This window comes from Mycobacterium sp. NPDC050551 (genome assembly GCF_040674075.1).
Classification (GTDB): domain Bacteria; phylum Actinomycetota; class Actinomycetes; order Mycobacteriales; family Mycobacteriaceae; genus Mycobacterium.
On the sequence record NZ_JBFARC010000003.1, the window covers coordinates 570282 to 589658 of the forward strand.

The window sequence follows — 19377 nt, forward strand, 5'->3', positions numbered from 1 at the left end:
GCCATGACGACACTGAAGGCCGATCCGACCAGCATCCGCGCCAAGGCCACCAAGATCAACGGCGAATGGCCGGCCGTACCCGCGTCGCCCATCCCGCCCGACATGCTCCAGCTGGCCGGGCTGGCGATGCAGCAGATCGCCGCGAACCACGAGCGGCTGCAGTCCTGCGTCGCGTCCGGCGAGGCGGAGGCCGCGCGGCTGGCCGCCTGCCTGGAGGCGGCCGCGAAGGCCTACGAGCAGGTCGACCAGATCAACAAAACCGAGATCGAGTCCGGTCAACCCTCCGGCACCGATGCGGTGACGATCAATCCGGTTCTGCCGCCGCAGGTTCCGGCGACCGGTGGCATGTGCTACGGCGCCCCGGGCAATCCCTACGAGGAATGGCCGACGGCAGCCGCACAGCTGGCCGCTGCCAACATGAACGTGCTGGATTACGCCGAGGAGATGTACGCCTTCGCCGATGCCATCACCACACGCGCGAAGGACTTCTCACCCGGTGACACGCATTGGGAGGGCCTCGCGGCCGAGGCCGCCGAGGGCAAGATGCGTCAGCACGAGTCGTGGCTCTACGAGGTCGCGACGAAGAGCCGGGAGATCGCCAAGCAGGCGCAGGACTTCTACAACGCCCACGAGAAGGCGAAGGCCGACCATCCCGAGCCCCTCGCGGGCGACAGCCAGGTGATGGACTTCAACGAGTACAACGAGAAGCAGGTGAAGTCCGAACAGGTGCGCGGTGTGTACTCCACCGAGGCCACCTTCACCAGCATCGACACCCCCGCGCCGCCTGAGGGCGCCTACGCGCCGACACCCGTCTTCAAGAAGGACGTTCCGCCGCTGCCCGAGAAGGACGACGGACAGCAGCCCGGCGATCCGGCTGCCGGTGATCCAGCGGCTGGCGGTGGCGGCGTGGGTGGCGGACAGCCCGGCGGCGCCCCGAGCGAAACCGCCGCCGTATCACCCGCGAGCGCGCAGAACGGGCAGCAAGCCGCGAAATCCGGTGAGCAGTCAGGCGGATCGCCCTCCGGCGGACAAGGTTCCGGCGGCTCGCCATCGGGCGGCGGACAGGGCTCCGGCGGCTCACCCGCCGGAGGCGCACCCACCGGCCTCCCCGAGGGTCTCACCGACATGCCGACCGACCCGGCGATCCGGCCGGCGTCCGCCGAGCCCACGGGTGGCGGCGGTCCCGGCTCTGGCTCCGGCGGTGGCGGTGGAGGAGGCGGCGGCGGTACGCCGAATCAGCCGCTGGCGCCGGCCGCCGGTGCGAGCGCTCCGTCCTCGTCGCCTGCGGCCGTTGCCGGCGGCGGCGGCGCGGCGCCCGTCGGCGCAGCAGGACCCGGCGGCGCGATGGGCGGCATGCCCATGGGCGGCGGCCACGGCATGGGCGGCCAGGGTGGCGGCGCCAAGGAGAGGCGGCGCACACCCGGCCTGTCTCCGGACGAAGAGCTCTACGTCGAGGACCGCGCATCCACCGAGCCCGTGATCGGTCTGCAGCGGCCGCGGCGCGGCAAGGACGGCGGCCAGGACAAGGAGAACACGTGACCGACGACATGCACCCTGAGGTCGCCGCGGTGCTCCAGCAGGCGCAGCGGCTGCAGTCCATCATGGACGACCAGCTGCACAAGATGAACAGCGAAACCTTCGTCGCCACCGACGAGACCGGGACGGTGGAGGTCACCCTGAACGGCCATCATCACCTGACCGGGGTCCACCTCGAGCCGGGATTGTTGCGGCTGGGCGCCGCGACGGTGGAGCAGCGGCTGAACGAGGCGCTGCAGAACGCGACGGAAGCGGCCAGCGAGTCCATCGAGGCCGACCGCGAACGCATCGACGCCCTGGTCGCCGAGACCACCGGCGACCGGCCCTGATCGGTCAGGCAGCGCTCAGAACCGCAGGTTCCGCAACAGGTCGTACACGCTGGCGATCCACAGCAACAGCGGGATGACCGCGGCGATCGTTGCGCCATCCAGCAATTCGAGGATGCGCTTGGTCACCGGCGACACCCGTCGCACGTTGTCGGTGGCCCCGACGATCACCAGCGCCACCGCGCCGAGCGCGAGGTAGACGGCCAGCACCAGCCAGGCATCGTCCGGATTCCACAGGCACAGCCGCACCGTCACGCCGGTGGGGATGATGACCGCCGCGGCGAGCAGGGCCCAGGCACACCATCGTTCGGCGTAGAGGCGCGAGCGGAACGTGCAGATCGCCGTCACGAGTCCGGCGACGATCAGGCTGTGCACGAAGAAGTGGCCCTGGACGACGACGGTGATCGCACCGGTCGCCAGCACCAGCGCACCGGCGGTCAGGAAGCCGATCAGCAGCTTCTTGGCCAGCACGCTGCGCTCCTGCAGTCGCGCAGCCGATTCCGGCACCGAGGCGATGATGGCCTGCCAGGTCGGCGACTCGTCGTCGCTGGGGTCCGGGGTGGTCACCGGATCGAGCAGTTCGTCGTTGCTGACCGTCTCGCCGGGCGCCGGGATCGGCGGCAGGGCGATACGCGCAACGGCGACAGTGAGTTTCGCTGCGTTCGTGACCGCCATCAGGCCGAAGGCGACGGCGCCCGCGGGCACCCAGTACTGCCAGCCGTAGCCGAAGGCGATCGCCGCCAAGGCGATCGCGGTGGCCGTCACCGCGAGGAACGCGGCAAGATGTGCGCGGCCGCGCGGGCCGCCACGGGTGGCCAGCGTCAGCAGCAACACCACGGCCGCGGCGCCTGCCACCTGCGGCGCACCGAGTGAGTCGACACCGCGGGGCAGTGGAACAGCAAGTGCCGCAGCGCCCGCCAGCAGCGGCGCCGACGCCACCAGCAGACTCTCGGACAGGTCGATGTTGTCGTACCGGCTGCGCGCCATCAGACTGCCGCCGAGGACCCCCAGGCCCAGCACACCGAGTGCCACCGCCCACCACCAGTCGTGGCCGGTGTTCGACCAGGTCAGCAATGCCAGCACCGAGACCACCAGCGTGACGAGCGGGATGGCGATGCCGACGAAGCGGTTCAGTGCGGTGCGGTCGAACTCCGGGGACTCGTCGAGCACCGCGATCGCGTCGATCACGTCCTCGACCAGCGGCCGGTAGCGTTCGGTCCGGCTGACCGAGACCAGCGTCAGCAGCGAACCGTCGACCACGCCTGCGTCATCGAGGGATTCGCTGAACCGGATCGGCGGTGCGCCCGGCCGGGCGAATGCCCACACCCCCTGCGCCGAGAAGTCGAAACCCCCCAGCACGTCCTTCGGGGTGTCCTCGAGCATCTCGGCCAGGACGGCCACCGTCTCGTCGATGTAGCTCTCGATGGGAGCCGACGCCGGCAGCACCAGGTCGGTCATCCGCCGACCGGTGAGGATCGTCACCCGGGTGGTGGACGGCCGTCCGGGGGTGACGCTCGAGGTGCCCGACGAGGCAGCGGCGGTGGTGGTCAACGGCGTTCGAGCCTGTCGAAGTCGTCAGACAAGGCGGCCGCCAGCTCGATGATCCTCCGCTCGAAGGTGTTGTCGAGCAGGTCGAGCTGAATCTCGGTGCCCGCGGCGATGTGCTTGTCCCACGGGAGAACGATGACACGGCCGGGCGGCACGTGGCGCTCGAATTGCTGGACGAGATCGGTCACGTCGATGTTCGGTTTGCCCGGCGTCACATGGTTGATCACCACGCACGACCGGCCCAGCAGATCCTGGTAGCCGTTCTGACGCATCCAGTCCATCGTGACGGCCGCCTGGCGGGCACCGTCGATCGAGGCGCTCGCGACGATCACCATGCCCGACACCGTGGACAGCACGCCGCGCGACGCGGGTGTGAAAAGCCCGGTGCCACAGTCGGCCAGCACCAGGTTGTAGTAACGCGAGACGACGCCGACGATGCCCTTCCAGTCCTCGTCGTTGAACTCGCGGCGGGCACCGCTGTAATCCTCCGACGACAGCACCTCGAGGTTGGAGGCGTTCATGCTCGTGTAGGCGCGGATGTCGTTGTAGCGCGCCAGTTCCTTGTCGGAGAGCAGGTCGGCGATCGTGGCCGCGGACTGCCGCCCGGCCCGGTCGGCGAGGTTGCCGCCGTCGGGATCGGCGTCGACGGCCAGGATGCGGTCGCCGCGGATCTTGCTCAACGCCGAGCCGAGCGCGACGGTGACGGCCGTCTTACCGACGCCGCCCTTGAGCCCGAACACCCCGATCTGGTACGAGTCCCGCGCATTTCGGCGGATCCGGGTGTGCAGATCCATCTCGTAGAGCTCGTCCGGGGAGAACCCGAGATTGATGCGGGTGAGCAGGTAGAGCACGTGGCGCCAGCCGCGCTGCGACGGCATCTTGACCGCCGACTTCACGCCGACGTGCGACAGCGCGTCGATGGCGCGGTGGTTGCCCATGGTGGCCGCCGACGTGGGGGCCGGCTGATTGGCCGTATGTCCCGGCCAGGCCACGTTCGGGTCGGCCTGCGGGTCGGCGAAGTGCTGGGACGGCGCCGGTGCGGCGGCCGGGCGCGGCGGCGCGGTCGGCGCGGTCCGGGGCTGTTCGAAACGCGCACCCGTGGGCGCATTCGCCTGTGGCGCGCGCATCATCGAGTTCGCCTGCCGCGGCGGCTGCGGCGCCGGGGCGGGCGCCGCAGGCGGGGTCGGCGGCATCTGGCTGGTGACCTCGGCCTGCCGCGGCGGAGCGGGCGCCGCCTGCGCGCGCGGCTGCGCGATCGGCATCGGAGGCGGCGGCGGGCCGGCATCCGGGGTGCGGGGCGGTGTCCCGGTAGCCGGCACGGGCGACGTCGAACCGCCCATCAGAGCCTCCCGGTCGACGGTCCTGGTCGCCTCTTCGGGCGGCTGACCGGTGTCGGGGGAGTTGAAGAGCCGGTCATAGTCTGCCGACATGGGTACCTCTCCTTGGGTTTGCACTCCTGAGCACACGAGATGGGCGGAGTCGGCCTGACCCTATCTTCGAGCCGGGCCGACCCGCCCACCAACGTGCTGGGGTCGGGCTAGGCGAACATCCCGGTGACGCCGGCCTCGGTGGAGGCCATCTGCTGACCGGCCTCGCTGATCGCCTGCGCGAGCTTCTGCAGGGCGTCGTTCAGTTCCGCCGACGTGGCGTCCCAGCGCATCTGCACCTGCTGGTATGCCTCGGAGCCGCCGCCACCCCACACGCTCTGCAGCGTGGCGAGCGATCCCTTGCCCTCGTCGAGCAGGCCGTTGGTCGTGGCGACCGCGCCGCTGATCTCCCCGGCGCCGCCTTCGATGCCTGCGAAGTTGTAGATCATTCCATCGGACATGTTGTCTCCCTGTTGTCTTCGTTGAAGTAGGTCGGTGTCGTGCTCGGGTCAGAGGCCCATGGTCGGGGCGATCGCCGCGGCCTGGTCGTCGTCGGTGGAGGTGTACTGCAGGCCGGACTGCTGGATGTTGTTGGCGATGTCGTCGAGCAGTCGCTCCTGGGCGTTGCCCGCCTCCTGGTAGCGCAGCAGCGCGGCCTGTGCGGCCATGCCCGCGGTGCCCTTGAACGTCGGCTGCAGTGCGCCGGCGGTGGCCTCGACCGACGTGATGACGCCCTTGAGCTCGGCGGCGATCCGCGAGAAGTTACCGGCCTCGGCGGCGAGGACGGCTGGATCGGTGATCATTTCTGACATGTTGTTCCTCTTCTTCCTGTGTCCTCACCACGGGATGGCGAGTCTTCCGGCTCCCTAGCCGAAAAATCTGTGTGGCGACGACTCACCAGTCGTCGTCTTCGTCTTCGTTCAGGTCCTGGATCAGCGGCGCCGGCGCGCTCAGCGCGGTTCTCGTGGTCGAGCCGGCGCCCTTGTTGCCGTGGCCCCCGCCCATCGGGCCCATGCCGCCGCCACCCGCACCGACCGGGGCGAGTCCGGGTCCACCTGCTCCCGGCGCACCGGCGCCGACCGGCGTCTGTGCGGTGTTGCCCACCAGGTTCGACAACAACGGCGTACTGGGTGTGGTGCCGCCGAGGCCGGGCAGCGACGCGGCCCGCACCAGTCCGGCACCCGTGGACGGTCCCGAACCACCCGCCATCGGGTGGGTCGAGAACGGGTTGGCACCGATCAGCCCCATCTGCGCGACGGGCTTGTCGCCGCCCGCGCCCATCTGGCTGAACATCGACGTGACCTGCTGCAGCGGCTGGGTGATCTGCTGGATGCCGCTGGAGACCTGCTGACCGAACTGCTGCGGCAGCGACGCCAGCTGCGAGCCCATCTGGGTGGCCATCTGCACGCCCTGCTGCATGACCTGCTGCGACATCTGGCTCTGCTGCGTGGCGTTGTCGGCCTGCTTGACCTGGCCGCCTGACTGCTCGGCGGCGTGCTTGCCCTGCGCCACGGCGCGGCCGCCGACCAACTTCCCGGACTGCAGGTGCGCGTGCGCCGACACCATCTCGACCGTCGCGTTGCGCAGCGCGCCCATGGGCGCCCTGGCCGCCGCCTGCGCGACGCCGGCGGCGGCCGTCGCCTCGCCGACCCCGGGCATGACGATCGGCTTCATCGGCATGATCGGCTCGAACAGCAGGTTCAGCGACGTCTCGGCCTGGTAGGCGGTCATCACCCCGGCGGCCTGGTTCCACATCCGCACGAAGTAGTCGAACTCGTTCACCGCGATCGGCACGGTGTTGATCCCGAGGAAGTTCGTCGCGTTCAGCACCGCGTTGGTGACGTGGTTCTGCTCGATCTCCGGGATCGGCGGTGTGGTTGCCAACGCCAGGCTGTAGGAGTTTGCCTGAGCCGTCGCCTGCATCGCCCGCTTCTGCGCCTGCATGGCGGTGGTCCGCAACCACATGATCATCGGCAGCGTCGCCGCGACCGCGCGTTGGCTCGCGGCGCCGCTCCACAGCCCCTGCAGGTTGTTCAGCGACGCGGCGAGTTCGTCGGCCTGGGTCTCCAGCAAAATCGCCAGCCCTTCCCACCCGCCCGCGGCCTGCAGCATCGGCGCGGGGCCTGCACCGAGCATCAAGCGCGCGGTGTTGACCTCGGGCGGAAGCGCAACCCAGGTGGGCGGAAGGGGGACGGGCACCATGGCGAGTGCGGCTCTCCTGTCGTATTACGTGCGGCGAACTGCGGTTACAGGGTGCTGGCGTTGGCGGCGTCGACGGCGTCGTAGATGCCGGCGATCTCCATGTAGGCAGCGCCCGCGCGGGCCAGCTCCTCCTGCGCGAAGCCGTTGAGGGCGAGCGCCTCGGCACCCTCGACGGCGAACGACGCGGCGGCCATGGCCGACACCTCGTCTGCGCCTGCGGGCACCAGCGCGGTCACGGCGGCCGTCGCGGTGGTGCCACCTGCCAGGCCGCGGGCGGCGTTCGCGACGACCTGGCCGCCGACGCCGATGGCGCCGGGATTGTGCTGCAGCGGTTCCATGCGTCCTACTCCTTCACTGCTGTCTACGTGATTTCGTTCTCGACTTGTTTGCTGGCGATTGATCGCCCACGTTGCTGTACTGCTCTGGGTCAAATCCTAACGGCCCCGCGGAGGGGTCACTTACACCAATTCCTCTGGGGGATCGACATACGCTGCCTGCACCACCTCCTTCCCGTCCGGTGAGACGAGAAGTGCCTGACCAGGGGGCCGTTTCCGGAGTTTGAACTCACTCGTCGGGAACTCCGACTTCTCCCCGGAAAGGAACAGCGTCGGCGAACCGGCGCCGTACGCCGCGCCGACGAATTTGTCCATCGTGGCGCGATGGGCCTGGCTCATCTGACAGGTCACCACCAGGTGCAGTCCGATGTCCGCCGCCGCGGGCAACAGCGGCGCCAGCGGCGCCGTCGGTGGCAACATGCCCGACGCCGCGACGATCATGTGCCAGTCGTCGACGAGCAGCACGACGTCCGGACCCGTCCACCACGACCGGGACCGCAGCTGTGCGGTGGTCAGGTCCGGCGGTGGCAGCCGCTTCTTCAGGTTGATCGCCAGCGCCTTGATCGATTCCTCGAGCGTCGCGTGGTTGCGGTTGACCGCGCCCGCATCGAGCAGGTGACTCTGCGGCACCGCGTCGAGCAGCGCCGACCGGTAGTCGGCCACCATGAAACGGACCTGCTGCGGGCTGTTGCGCTTGCAGATGGCCTGCGCGACCGCGTGGGCGATGGTCGTCTTGCCCGACTTCGGCGCACCGAAGATCAGCAGGTGCGGCGTCGCGCTCATCCGGTTGTGGGCCACCGTCAGGTCCGACTCCCGCACGCCGAGCGGAATCGTCCACCGCGTGCGGTAGTCGGTGTCGGGTCCCGGTGGATTCGGGTCGAGTTCGTGCAGATGGATCTTGTCGGGCAGCACCCGCACCTGCGGCGCGCTGTCGGTGTACTGGGCGGCGATGTGCTGCACGGCCGCCGAGATCGCCGGCACCATGTTCTCGGCGCTGTGCACGCCGTCGAGCCTCGGCACCCCGATCATCAAGTGGTGCTTCTCCATCGAGATCGCGCGCCCGGGACGGTTCGACGGGATCTCCCGGGTGATGCGGTCGATCTGAGTCTCGTTGACGTCGCCGAGGCGGAACTCCACCTTGGTGCCCAGGTAGTCGCGGATGCGGGCCTTGAGCTCGGTCCACCGCGGCGTCGAGATCACCACGTGCACACCGAAGGCCAGCCCCTGGCCGGCCAGATCCTGGACCACCGGCTCCAGGTCGGGGAACTCGCTGACGAACGCCGGCCAGCCGTCGATCACCAGGAACACGTCGCCGAACGGGTCGGCGGCCGCCGGGCTGTTCGGATCCTCACGCATCTCCCGATAGGAGGCGATGGAACCGACCCGGTACTGCTTGAACATCGCCTCGCGGGCCCGCAGGACGGCCTTCACCTCGGCCACCACCCGGTTCACCCGGTCCGGCTCGGCGCGGGTCGCCACACCGCCGACGTGCGGCAGGTCCTCGAGGTACATCAGGCCGCCACCGCCGAGGTCGATGCAGTAGAACTGCACCTGACGCGGCGTGTGGGTGGCCGCCGCCGACAGCATCAACGTCTGCAGGAACGTCGACTTGCCCGTCTGCGGCGCCCCGCCCACGGCGATGTTGCCGCCCGCAGCGGAGACGTCGATACCCCAGATGTCCTGCCGGTGCCTGCGCGGCTCGTCCATGATGCCGAGACCGAACCGCAGCGGCTGACGCTGGTAGTCACGCTCCACCAGTTCGTTCACCGGGGTCGGATCGGTCAACGGCGGCAGCCACATCCGGTAGGCGCGGATCTCGCCCGTCGTCAGCTGCCCGAGCACGACCTCGCGCAGCACCCGCTGTTCGGTTTCGCCGATGCTCATGACGACGCCCCTGCCGCATCGAGAATCGGCGCCGCGGTGAACTGGTGGATCCGCACCCGACTCTGCGTCCTGGCGCGGGGTTTCGCCTCGCCGTCGTCCTGCATGAGTGCCGTCGGCACGTAGTTGACGCCGGTGTACACACTGCGGAACTTGGCCGGGTCCTCCATGCCGACCCGCAGGAACCCGACGCCGCTCTCCTTGTTGGTGATGTACTGCGCCTCGGGCGTGCCGATCACCGCCTTGGACTCGGCGGAACTGGTGGTGCGCAACGCGATCCGATAGGTGAGGTTCGGTTCGAGCTTGTCGATCCGGACGCCGCCGGTGTTCAGCGACTGCGTGGCGAGCAGCAGGTGCACCCGCAGCGAGCGGCCCACGCGGCAGATCCGGTCGAACAACTGGATGAAGTCCGGATGGTTCTGCAGCAGCTCGGCGAACTCGTCGACCACCACGAACAGGGTCGGCAGCGGAGGCAGGTCAGCTCCGCGCTCGCGGTGCTTCTCGTACTCGGCCACACCCGAGAGCGCGCCCGCGGCGCCGACCTGGATGCCCGCCTGCCGCAGGATCGACTGGCGCCGGTCGAGCTCGCCGGTGAGCACCTCGCCCATCCGGCTGACGAGCTCGGCTTCCTCCTCCATGTTGGTGACCACCGCCGCGGTGTGCGGCAGCTTCTCCATGCCGAGGAACGTGGAACCACCCTTGAAGTCGGTGAGCAGCAGGTTGACCTGATCCGGGTGGTGCGTCGCGGCCAGCGACAGGATCAGCGTGCGCAGGAACTCCGACTTTCCCGAACCGGTTGTCCCGATGAGCATTCCGTGCGGACCGGCGCCGAACTCGGCGCCCTCCTTGATGTCGAGGTACATGGTGTCGCCGGACTTCAGCTCGTGACCGAACGGGATCTTGAGCCGGTCGCGGTCGGTGTCGGCGTACATCCGCCACCGTGCCGGCGTCACCTCCTCGATGGTCTGCGCGCCCACCAGCTGGTGCCACTCGGTGGCCACCTTCTTCTGCACCCGGCTCTTGTCGACGATCGTCCCGGTGATCGACCAACCGGCCAGCTTGCGGGCCAACCGACCGGCCTGGCCCGGCGTCATCCTGTCCGCGACGCGGAGCACCGGGCGGAAATTCTGGTTGTGCATCTTGTCGTCCGCACTGCCGTCGGGGTTGACCTTGATGCGGTAGGAGGACTTGTGCGCGCCGAGGGTGATCACGGTGACACCGGCCCGCCCGTCGACCGGGAAGCCGGCCCGGCCGCCGGTCAGGTCGACCACGATGATGTAGGGCCCGTTCGGCACGGCGTCCGCGGTGTGCGGACCCCGGGCGGTCAGATCGCTGAGCCCGTCGGGCCGGGTGAACACCAACCGGGTGGCGCCGGCGGCGTCGGTGTCGCTCTGGTGCTGCACGTGCGGCAGCCACTTCAGCCAGGACCACTGCGGATCCTCGGGATTGTCCGTCAGCACCCGGATCTGGAGCAGGTCCGGCGGGTGGAAGACCGCGAGGTGGCAGATCATCGCGGTGAGCAGACTCGCCGCACCCGCGAGGTCCCCGCCGACGGCGATCGTGGGAAAGGTGCGCGTCTGCAACAGCTTCGGGCAGTCGTGGATGAGGCCGTGGGTGCGCAGGAACTTCGTCACCCACATGTGGCTGACCGGTTCCAGGTGCGGCTGCGGGGCACCCGAAGGGCCGGCCAGTTCACCGCCGACGTTCGGCTTGAGCAGCCGGTCGACGGCGGCTTCGGAGCCGATCCCGATGCGGGTGGAGGAGAAGAAGTCGGCGTTGGACTGCCGGGACCACTGCCGGTGCGTCCCGATGATGGACAGCAGATCCTCGGGATGCGGCGCATGGTAGTTGAAGAACGTCACCTGCGCGGCGGCCGAGGAGGTGACACGGGTGCGCAGCCCCGACAGGTACCGCAGGTATTCCTTGCGGTCGGCGTTGATCTCGGGCACCTTCTTGCCGCCCGAGCCGCCGCCTGCCATGAAGCCGACCGTGCCCATCACCATCATCAGCGGCATCATCAGCATGTACGGCGACAGCTGGCGCACGCCGGTGAAGATCATGATCGCGATCATGCCGAGCATGCAGCCGCCCATCACCCACGGCAGCGCCCGCTGGATGCCCGACGGCGGGATCTCGATACCGAGGTCGTCCGGCGGGGTCACGTTGATCTCACCCGGCGTCAGCCGCGGCCCCCGCTTGATGGTCGGGGTGAACTTCTTCGTCGTCACGGGCCACCTCCGGAAGCCGGCGCCGGAGATCCGGCGCCGCCCTCGACTTTTCGCGGACTGGGGTTCGGCGGCAGGGTGTCGTGCTCGAGCAGCGCCGCCTCCTTGGACAGCACCGGCCCGTCCACCAGCAGCTTGACCACCTGCCACGGCGCGGTCTGCGGAGCGGAGAGCCCGAGGTTCTTCGCCGTGTCCTCGTTGGGCAGGCCGTACCGCACGCCCTGCGGGTCGATGTAGTACAGGCTCTCGCCGTAGCGGGGGTCGGGTGACTGCAGCCGGATGTACTGGCCACCGTCGATGTAGACCGTGGCATCGCCGTCGATCTGCTCGATGCCGGTGTTGAGAGCCGACGCGGGCACCGGGAGGCGGCGACCGGCGATCACCGACGTCTTGGGCGCCTGGTCGCCCGGCACCCGTTCCCACGACCAGCACAGCGCCGGATCCTCGCCGTGCAGCAGGATGTCGAGCGCCTTGTCCGGCAACGGCGACACGTAGACCTGTTCGGAGATGCCTGCCACCAGGCTCGCCTCGACCGGTGGCGGCTCGATCAGCCCGTAGGAGTTGGTGGCGCGCAACGCCGCAGCGGTGGGATCGTTGACGCGCGCCACCCCGTCGGGCAGCACCACGTAGTGCTGTTCGCCCTTCTCCGTCACGGTCTTGAACACCGACGCGATCACCAGATTCGGCGGCAGGCCAACGGTGTTGGGCTCGCCGGCGCGGGCGATCTGCGGCAGCTGCCACGGCCCCACGTTCGGCAACGCGTTGAACAGGCCCTCCGAGATCGGCGCGGCCTTGGCGGTCACCGGGATCCCCACCGCCGACGTGACCGCACGGTCCGCCAGATCGATGGAGTGCCTTCCGGTGGCGGTGATCAGCCAGTCGGCCCCCTCGTAGGTGACGAGCATGCCCTGATCGGTTCGCATCGGGGCGACCGTCGAGTCGAGCGCGAGGCGCCGCACGATCACCGACGTCTGCACCGTCGGCTTCGCGCTCTCCGGCTTCTCCACGGTGTCGCAGAGCGTCCACATCGACTCGGCGGCACCGGCGACCGGGGTAGCGTACGGGGCACCCGGGATGCCGATGGGCTGCCCCTTGGACAGCCGGTTCAGCTCGTCGGACTTGACCGCCACCGGCGTGCCGGCACTTCCGAGCACCAGCCGCGCCGAGGTGAGGTTGTACACCGGCCGCAGCTGACCGTTGCCCGGCAGCACCACGTAGAGCTGATTCGTGGCGCGATCTACCAGAAGGCTGTCGCCTCCCCGCTTTCCGAGCGGCTTGAAGTACGCCAGCAGGGCGGCGCCGAGGCAGATCAGCACCGCGATGATGATGCCCGCCGACACCGCGCGGCTGTAGAACTGCAGCGGATCGTCGAACATCCGGGTGTCGCGGCGGACGATCGCGTGCTCCACCCGGCGCAGCAGGAATCGCCAGCCGCTGACCTGCACCTTGGTGGTGAGCCGAAAACCCGCCATGTCAGCCGCTGATGTTCAGTCGGGCGTGCACCGCTGCGATCGCCGAGGCCATGTCCTCGCCGTCGATCTCACTCAATTGTTCGACCCCCAGGTCATCGAAGTCCAGCGAGCGGGACAGCCGCATGTCGCGGTTCTGCTCGCCGGCCTCCACGAGTTGGCGTGCGTACCGGCCGTTGCCTGCGATGTCGAGCGCCGGCTTGCCGCCGAGCGCCCGCTGGCTCAGCAGGGTGGCCGCCTCGTGCACCCGCTTGGCGGCCTCGTCGCTCAACATCGAGTCATTGGCGGTGGCAATGACTTTCGCGATGTCGACGATCTCATCCGGCGAATACGAGTCGAACTCGATCCGGTTCGCGAACCGCGACCGCAGGCCGTCGTTGGTCTCCAGCAGACGGTCGATGTCGGCGCTGTAGCCGGCGATCACCACCACCAGCCGGTCCCGGTCGTTCTCCATTCGGGCCAGCAGGGTGTCGAGCGCCTCGGTGCCGAACGGGTCGGTGCGTCCGTCGCGCTCCTGCACCAGCGTGTAGGCCTCGTCGATGAACAGCACGCCACCCACGGCGCGATCGATGGTGCGTGCGGTCTTGACCGCCGACTGGCCCTCGTACTCGGCGACGAAGTCCTTGCGGGACGTCTCGACCAACTTCGGCTCGGAGATCACGCCCAGGCCGGCCAGGATGTTGGCGACCACCCGGGCGATGGTGGTCTTGCCGGTGCCCGGCGGGCCGGTGAAGATCATGTGCTTGGACGTCTGCGCGACCTTCATCCCCCGGGCGGCACGGACTTTCGCCATCTGGGTGGCGGCTCGGTAGGCCTCGATCTGTTCCTTCACCCGGCTGAGGCCGATCTGCCGGTCGAGTTCGGCCTGCGCCTCGGCGAGCAGCCTCTCCCGGCCCGACGTGTCGGCGACCACGCTCGCCGGATCCCACGGGTCGGTGCGCGCCGCGATCTTCTCTGCCGTCGTCGTCGCCAGGCGGTAGTTCGAATCGCGAAGCGCTGCAGTGACTTTCGGCTCAGGATGGTTGGCCTGCAACCACTCCAGCAGCACATTGGCGGACTCTTCGTTGCCCTGTGCACGCCGCGCCATCGCCAGGTACCAGGCGATCGCCGGGGCGCAGGCCTCGCCGACCGGGGTGCCGTTGGCCTCGGTGAGCCGGCGGTCCGCCTCGGTGAACAGGCCGAGATTGGCAGCCGCGACGCCGTGTGCGACGGTCGCCGCGGCGGCCAGGAACTTGTCCGGCCAGCTGCCCGCGGTGCGCACCTGCTCGATCACGTCCGTCCAGCGCTCGCCGGATGCCAGGATGACCGCCTTGGTCCACGAGACGAGGTGCTCGGCGCCCGGGGCGGGCGCGCTCTCGAGCGCCTCCATCGCATCGGCGTGGTTACCCTCCGACGCCTCCTGCACGGCGAAGCCCAGGGTCAGCGCCAACGGCGAGACCACCGGGTAGCTGATGTCCTTGCCGAAGATGCCACCGATCCCGACCCGGGCGCCGAGCGCATTCATCGGGACCTCGGCCGCGCCCGCCAACCTGCCGAAGTTCGACCGCGAGTACCAGGCCCGGAAGAGCGTCACGCGCTCACGGTCGCCGCAACGGATCCGCCCGACCCACGCGTCGCACGCGGTCTCGTCGTGATTCGTGATCTCGGTGAAGAGTTCGAGGGCACGTGCCGGGGACGTGGGCAGCATGCCCACCGCGCTGCCGAAGAGGCCCGCCAGATGATCACTCATGGCTACCTTCATATCGGGTCGCGAACACCTCGGCCCGCCGGGCGTCGGCCTGCTCCGGACTGGGTAGCTCCAGGTCCCTGGTGAGGAAGTCGCGAGTGGCCACGTCGCTGTGGCCGTGCTCCCGCATGCCGTCGAGCATGAAGGAGAACTGGGCGGACCGGGCGTCCGTGGTGGCCAGGCTGGCGATCACGACGATCTCCTCCGCGAGGTCGGCCTCGGTCATGCCGACGACCCGGGGGGACAGCTCGACCTGCTGGATGCGCCCGTCGAGGAACGCGGTGACGGTGACCGTCCCGGGCGGGTTGGTCACCGTGAACCCGGTGGCCGGACGGGCCTCGACGGTGTCGGTGGCGTCGGGGGTGCCCAGCACGTACACCGTCGCCTCGACAGCATCCTGATCGTCGCTGTCATCGCTGTCGTCGCCGTACCCGCCCGAGGGCAGGTAGTCCACGAGCGCCGCGAGATCGGCCTCGTCGACAGCACCCGCGTCGGACGAGTAGTCGAATGCCGCGAGGCCGTCGTAGTCGTCCGAGGCGTCGCGTGGCGGAGTGTCACCCCCCATGTAGGCCTTCCTCAATCCGCGAACGGGCTGTCCGGGTCGGTCTTCTCGAACCAGCCGCCCGACGGGAGGAACTCGACCAGACCCTCGAGTGCGCGCTGCAGGTTGTCCTGCGTGCCCGGCAGGAAGGAGCCGAAGAGCTCGCCGTTGACACGCCGGGGAATCGACACGATGCGTCCCTGCCGGGAGTCGAGCACTCCGGCGGCGACGTCAGCCGTGGTGTTGGTGCCGCCGGGATGGCGCTCGGTGGCGGTGATCTCCACCCAGCTGGCCGGCTCGTTGATGATCTCGGCGTAGACGCGGGCCGACGCCACCGGTACGCCGAGTGCGGTGAGCGCTTCGGCGGTGCGGCATTCGGCCAGCCGGGCCGCCACCCCGGTGAGTGGTTCGACGTTCGCGGCCTGGGCGGCGCCGAGCACGGCGGTGACCATTCCGGCGAGGCCGACCTGCGGCGCGATGCGCTGCAGCACCAGCATCTCGTCGTCCCGTGCGGCGACGACATGGCGCTCGCCCTTGCGGACCACGACGAAGCGGACCATCTTGCCGCCGAGATCGCGGCGCCACCAGCGACCCTCGAGGACGCGGTCGGGCCGGCTCAGGGTGTCCACCATCGCCGCCACCTCGGGATGCGGCTGACCGTAGATGTCGAGCACGCCCTGGGCGGTGAGGTCCCGCGCGACCTGCTCCCAGACGACCTGGCGGAGGTCGGGCTGCGGGATGTTGAGCCGGATGCCGAGTGCCACCGGGAAGTCGACCAGGTTCAGCCGGTCGGCGATCACCAGCATGCCGTCGATCGTCACCTCGACGCCGACGACGTCGTCGACGTGGGTGGTGTTCGTGCCCGCCGTCATCGCCGCCGCCCCGGGAGTTCGCCGCCGCGAACTCCGGCGCGGCGCGCCCGGTGGACCGCAACGACGGTCATGGGCGGCTCAACCGCGGTGTTCGGCGACTCCGGCGTCCCTGCGCCACTGCGGGCGGCGACATCGAGAACTTTGCCAGAGGTGCCTAATTCGGCATGCGTACCCATATGACCCGACCCCCTTTACCGCATGCGAGCGTACCAGCGAAATCGACACCGCCAACGCACCAATTCACAGGGCGTGACCCCGGTCCGTCAATATTCTCGGCAATGCTACAGCAATGGCCTTGACCACATGGTTCGGCCGATCAAGTGGAATAGACACATGCGTCAGCGAACGTTCGGCGGCGGCGGCGGTGCCTGGGTCACCGCCGGGCGCCGGGCGGATCGGCGTGCCGCGGGTGCGTGTTCCGGTGGTCGGCCGTCGCTCCCGCAGACGGGCTGCACCTCCCAAAACATGCCGAATGGCTGTATTTGCTGGCCAGCGCGGCTCCGCTGCCACGGCGGAAGGCGGCGCGGGTAGTTGATACTGGGAAGCGGCCGAAGACCGCGTCGTTGAAGTTTTCCGGAGGAGTAATTGCAGTGACCGACCGCGATGACGCACTGCGGCGAGAGCTCGGCTGGACGGGCCCGGAAGAGACCGACTTCGAGCCCGACACCGGACCGACGGGTCCGAGGACGCCGCCCCAGCCGCCGGCCTCGCGCCGGCCGCCCGTCGACTATCTGCCGCCGAGGGACAGTCCTTCGCCGGCCAGCCCGGATCAGCCTGCGCCGCACGCCGCCGACCAGCCGCCTCCGGCGCCAGCCGCCGACGAGGCCCGCCCCGAGCCGATCCGGGAACCCGACCGTCCCCGCACCAGCTTCCGCGAACCGCAGGCCGCCGCGCCGCCGCCGCCGGCCCACGATGCCCGCCCGCCCGCGCCGCACCGGCCCGAACCCGGTTGGGGCCCGCCGCCACCGGGACCGAACTGGCAGCAAGCCCGTCCGCCCGCCCCGGCGTCACCGCCGCCGGGTCAGCCGGGGGCACCGCCGCCGGGCCAGCCGGCACCACCGCCGCCGGGTGCGGCGCCGCGCCAGTGGCCGGCTGCCCCCTACGGTCCGGACGCCCGCATCTCGGCGCCGCCGCCGAGCGGGTCCTACGCCGACCGCATCCGGGTCAACGACCTGGTGCCCGCCCGCCGGACGCCTCCACAGCGCGGCTGGCGGCGGCTCGTCTACCGCGCGAGTTTCGGCGCGATCAACCCCGGTCCCTCGGCCGGCGAACTGCGTCAGGCCGAACTGGAGGCGAAGATCCGGGGAGCGCTGCGCGGCCACTACAAGGTCGGCGTGATGGGCAAGGGCGGCGTCGGGAAGACGACCCTGTCTGCCAGCATCGGCTCGATCTTCGCCGAACTCCGCCAGGACGACCGGGTGGTGGCGATCGACGCCGACACCGCGTTCGGGAAGCTGGGCAGCCGGGTCGACCCGAAGGCGCAGGGCTCGTACTGGGAACTGGCGAGCGACCAGCACCTCGACTCGTTCGCCGACGTCCGCAGCAGGGTGGGCAACAACGCGGCCGGCCTGTTCGTGCTCGCCGGGGAGGCCACCCCGGCCCGTCGCCGGGTGCTCGACCCCGCGATCTACCGCGAGGCCACCTCGCGGCTGGACCGGTACTTCTCCATCTCGATCGTCGACTGCAGTTCCACGATGGACTCCCCGGTCACCCAGGAAGTGCTCCGTGACCTCGACGCGCTGATCGTGGTGTCCTCGCCGTGGGTCGACGGCGCCGCCGCGGCGGGCCAGACGATGGACTGGCTGGCCAACCGTGGGCTGACCGGTCTGCTGCAGCGCACGGTCGTGGTTCTCAACGACTCCGACGGCCACGCCGACAAGCGCACCCGCTCGATCCTGGCCCAGCAGTTCGCCGGCCAGGGCCAGGCGGTGGTCGAGGTGCCGTTCGACGGACACCTGCGCCCCGGTGGCGTCATCGACCGCACCAGCGAGATGTCCCAGGCGACCCGTCGGCGCTTCCTGGAGATCGCCGCGATCCTCGCCTCGCACTTTCCGACTCACGACGATCGGATCCGCGACCGCGGCTGACAAACGTTCGCCAGCAAGCATCGCCGGCCTCCGAAAGTGGTGGTGACGGGGCGCGTTCGCGGAATTCTGCACCTGTCGGACCGCGTCCGTTGGGGCAGCGTTCACGGCGGGCGGGGGTGCCCGCGTGCCGGGCGACCTGCTAACTTCGATTCTGTGACCTCCCTAAGACCGGGGGAGTCGGCATTCGGACGACTCAGGAGTGAACAACTTTGAAGATCACGACCATCAGTAATGCATTGGCCGCAGCAACCTTGGCTGCGGGAGCCGCAGGCGTCATCGCCGCGCCGATCGCCGGCGCGGACACCGCCGGAGTCAGCACCCAGGACCTGGGCAACCAGGCCGAACTGCGCGACGGCAACGTCGTGCAGCACTGGACGGTGACTGGCCTCAAGCCCAGCTCGGACACCATTCCCTACCAGGTGCGCGGCACCCTGTGGGAAGCCACCGCGACCGACAAGGCCGTGGCGGGACCGGCGACGCCGATCGTGTCCAACTTCAACGCCCGCGCCGCGGACGGCCAGAACTACCGCGCGCTGTTCCAGGTCGCCACCCCGCAGGGTGTCAACCCGGCAACCATTGCGCAGGGCCAGGAGACCAGCGGCAAGATCTATTTCGACGTGACGGGTCCCGCACCGGATACCGTCGTCTACAACGCCGGTGGGCGTGACCTCCTGGTGTGGGACGAGCCGCCCGCCGCGCCGCAGTCGGCGCCGGACACCTCGAACTACCCCGCGGGCAGCTCTACGGCTCCCGCCGAGGTCGCCGACGAGGCGCCGGCCACCGCCGACGGCGAGGAACTGACGCCCGCTCCGGCGAGCAACGAGGTCGATCCCGCCGCGCCGGGCGCGTCGGGCACCCCTGTGGCCGTCGGCCCCGACGGCACTCCGCTGCCTGCGGGTAGCGCGGGAACGCCGCTGCCGGAAGGTGCTCCGGTTCCCGCGGGCACCCAGCCGGTTCCGGCAGGCACCCAGCCGGTTCCCGCGGGCACGCAGCCGGTTCCCGCGGGCAGTGCGGGTACGCCGTTGCCCGCGGGCGCGCCGGCTCCCGCCGGAACGCCGGCCGCTGCCGGTGTTCCGGGCGCTCCCGCACCGGCCGCTCCGGCACCGGGTGCTCCCGCGGCGCCGATCCCGGCCGGGTCCCAGGTGGCCCCGCCGGCCGGCAGCGGGGGCACACCGCTTCCGGGCGAGGGCGTCGCGCCGTCGCCGGTCGTGGTTCCGCCGGGTGCTGTTCCTGCCAGCAATCAGGGCGCCACGACCTGACCC

At 70.0% G+C, this 19377-nt stretch carries 16 protein-coding genes; 4 read left to right on the plus strand and 12 right to left on the minus strand.

The window, feature by feature from the left end; translation table 11 throughout:
- The first annotated feature begins 3 nt into the window (after positions 1–3).
- Both AB0K11_RS15160 and AB0K11_RS15165 read left to right on the plus strand, forming a co-directional pair.
- Positions 4–1539, plus strand: a complete 1536-nt coding sequence (locus tag AB0K11_RS15160) for a hypothetical protein (RefSeq protein ID WP_364977784.1) — start codon at positions 4–6, stop codon at positions 1537–1539.
- Positions 1536–1865 (plus strand): YbaB/EbfC family nucleoid-associated protein, encoded by a 330-nt coding sequence (locus AB0K11_RS15165; RefSeq protein WP_364977786.1) that lies wholly within the window; start codon positions 1536–1538, stop codon positions 1863–1865. Before AB0K11_RS15160 ends, AB0K11_RS15165 begins: the two co-directional genes overlap by 4 nt.
- Positions 1866–1880: 15 nt before the next feature.
- Here the strand turns inward: AB0K11_RS15165 and eccD are convergent, their stop codons facing one another.
- The 12 genes from eccD to AB0K11_RS15225 form a co-directional block, all read right to left on the minus strand.
- Complete coding sequence (eccD, locus tag AB0K11_RS15170; RefSeq protein ID WP_364977788.1) at positions 1881–3413, minus strand: type VII secretion integral membrane protein EccD; 1533 nt, start codon at positions 3411–3413, stop codon at positions 1881–1883.
- Positions 3410–4840 carry a MinD/ParA family protein gene (locus tag AB0K11_RS15175; protein ID WP_364977790.1) on the minus strand — a complete coding sequence of 477 codons (1431 nt, stop codon included), beginning with the start codon at positions 4838–4840 and terminating at the stop codon, positions 3410–3412. The genes eccD and AB0K11_RS15175 overlap by 4 nt, the downstream gene beginning before the upstream one ends.
- 107 nt (positions 4841–4947) lie before the next feature.
- A complete protein-coding gene (locus AB0K11_RS15180; protein ID WP_364977792.1) occupies positions 4948–5238 on the minus strand; it encodes a WXG100 family type VII secretion target in 291 nt (96 codons plus the stop codon).
- A 48-nt stretch (positions 5239–5286) separates the two neighbouring features.
- Positions 5287–5589 carry a WXG100 family type VII secretion target gene (locus tag AB0K11_RS15185; RefSeq protein WP_364977794.1) on the minus strand — a complete coding sequence of 101 codons (303 nt, stop codon included), beginning with the start codon at positions 5587–5589 and terminating at the stop codon, positions 5287–5289.
- Positions 5590–5671: 82 nt separating this feature from the next.
- On the minus strand, positions 5672–6979 hold the full coding sequence (locus AB0K11_RS15190) for a PPE family protein (RefSeq protein ID WP_364977796.1): 1308 nt from the start codon (positions 6977–6979) through the stop codon (positions 5672–5674).
- A 44-nt stretch (positions 6980–7023) separates the two neighbouring features.
- Entirely contained in the window at positions 7024–7317 is a 294-nt protein-coding gene (locus AB0K11_RS15195; protein ID WP_364977798.1) for a PE family protein, read from the minus strand.
- Between the two features lie 120 nt (positions 7318–7437).
- Entirely contained in the window at positions 7438–9198 is a 1761-nt protein-coding gene (gene eccCb / locus AB0K11_RS15200) for a type VII secretion protein EccCb (RefSeq protein ID WP_364977800.1), read from the minus strand.
- On the minus strand, positions 9195–11423 hold the full coding sequence (eccCa, locus tag AB0K11_RS15205) for a type VII secretion protein EccCa (protein WP_364977802.1): 2229 nt from the start codon (positions 11421–11423) through the stop codon (positions 9195–9197). Before eccCa ends, eccCb begins: the two co-directional genes overlap by 4 nt.
- Complete coding sequence (eccB, locus tag AB0K11_RS15210; RefSeq protein WP_364977804.1) at positions 11420–12892, minus strand: type VII secretion protein EccB; 1473 nt, start codon at positions 12890–12892, stop codon at positions 11420–11422. The genes eccCa and eccB overlap by 4 nt, the downstream gene beginning before the upstream one ends.
- Before the next feature lies 1 nt (position 12893).
- Complete coding sequence (gene eccA, locus AB0K11_RS15215; protein ID WP_364977806.1) at positions 12894–14618, minus strand: type VII secretion AAA-ATPase EccA; 1725 nt, start codon at positions 14616–14618, stop codon at positions 12894–12896.
- Positions 14611–15180, minus strand: a complete 570-nt coding sequence (locus AB0K11_RS15220; protein WP_364977808.1) for a YbaB/EbfC family DNA-binding protein — start codon at positions 15178–15180, stop codon at positions 14611–14613. The genes eccA and AB0K11_RS15220 overlap by 8 nt, the downstream gene beginning before the upstream one ends.
- An 11-nt stretch (positions 15181–15191) precedes the next feature.
- Complete coding sequence (locus AB0K11_RS15225) at positions 15192–16028, minus strand: ESX secretion-associated protein EspG (RefSeq protein WP_364977810.1); 837 nt, start codon at positions 16026–16028, stop codon at positions 15192–15194.
- A gap of 590 nt (positions 16029–16618) precedes the next feature.
- On the opposite strand from AB0K11_RS15225, the gene AB0K11_RS15230 reads away from it, so the two are divergent.
- The gene (locus AB0K11_RS15230; protein ID WP_364977812.1) at positions 16619–18115 is read left to right on the plus strand and encodes a MinD/ParA family protein; all 1497 of its coding nucleotides are present in this window, start codon (positions 16619–16621) and stop codon (positions 18113–18115) included.
- Positions 18116–18366: 251 nt separating this feature from the next.
- Positions 18367–19374: a DUF1942 domain-containing protein gene (locus AB0K11_RS15235; protein ID WP_364977814.1), complete on the plus strand. Its 1008-nt coding sequence runs from the start codon at positions 18367–18369 to the stop codon at positions 19372–19374.
- Positions 19375–19377: the final 3 nt, after the last annotated feature.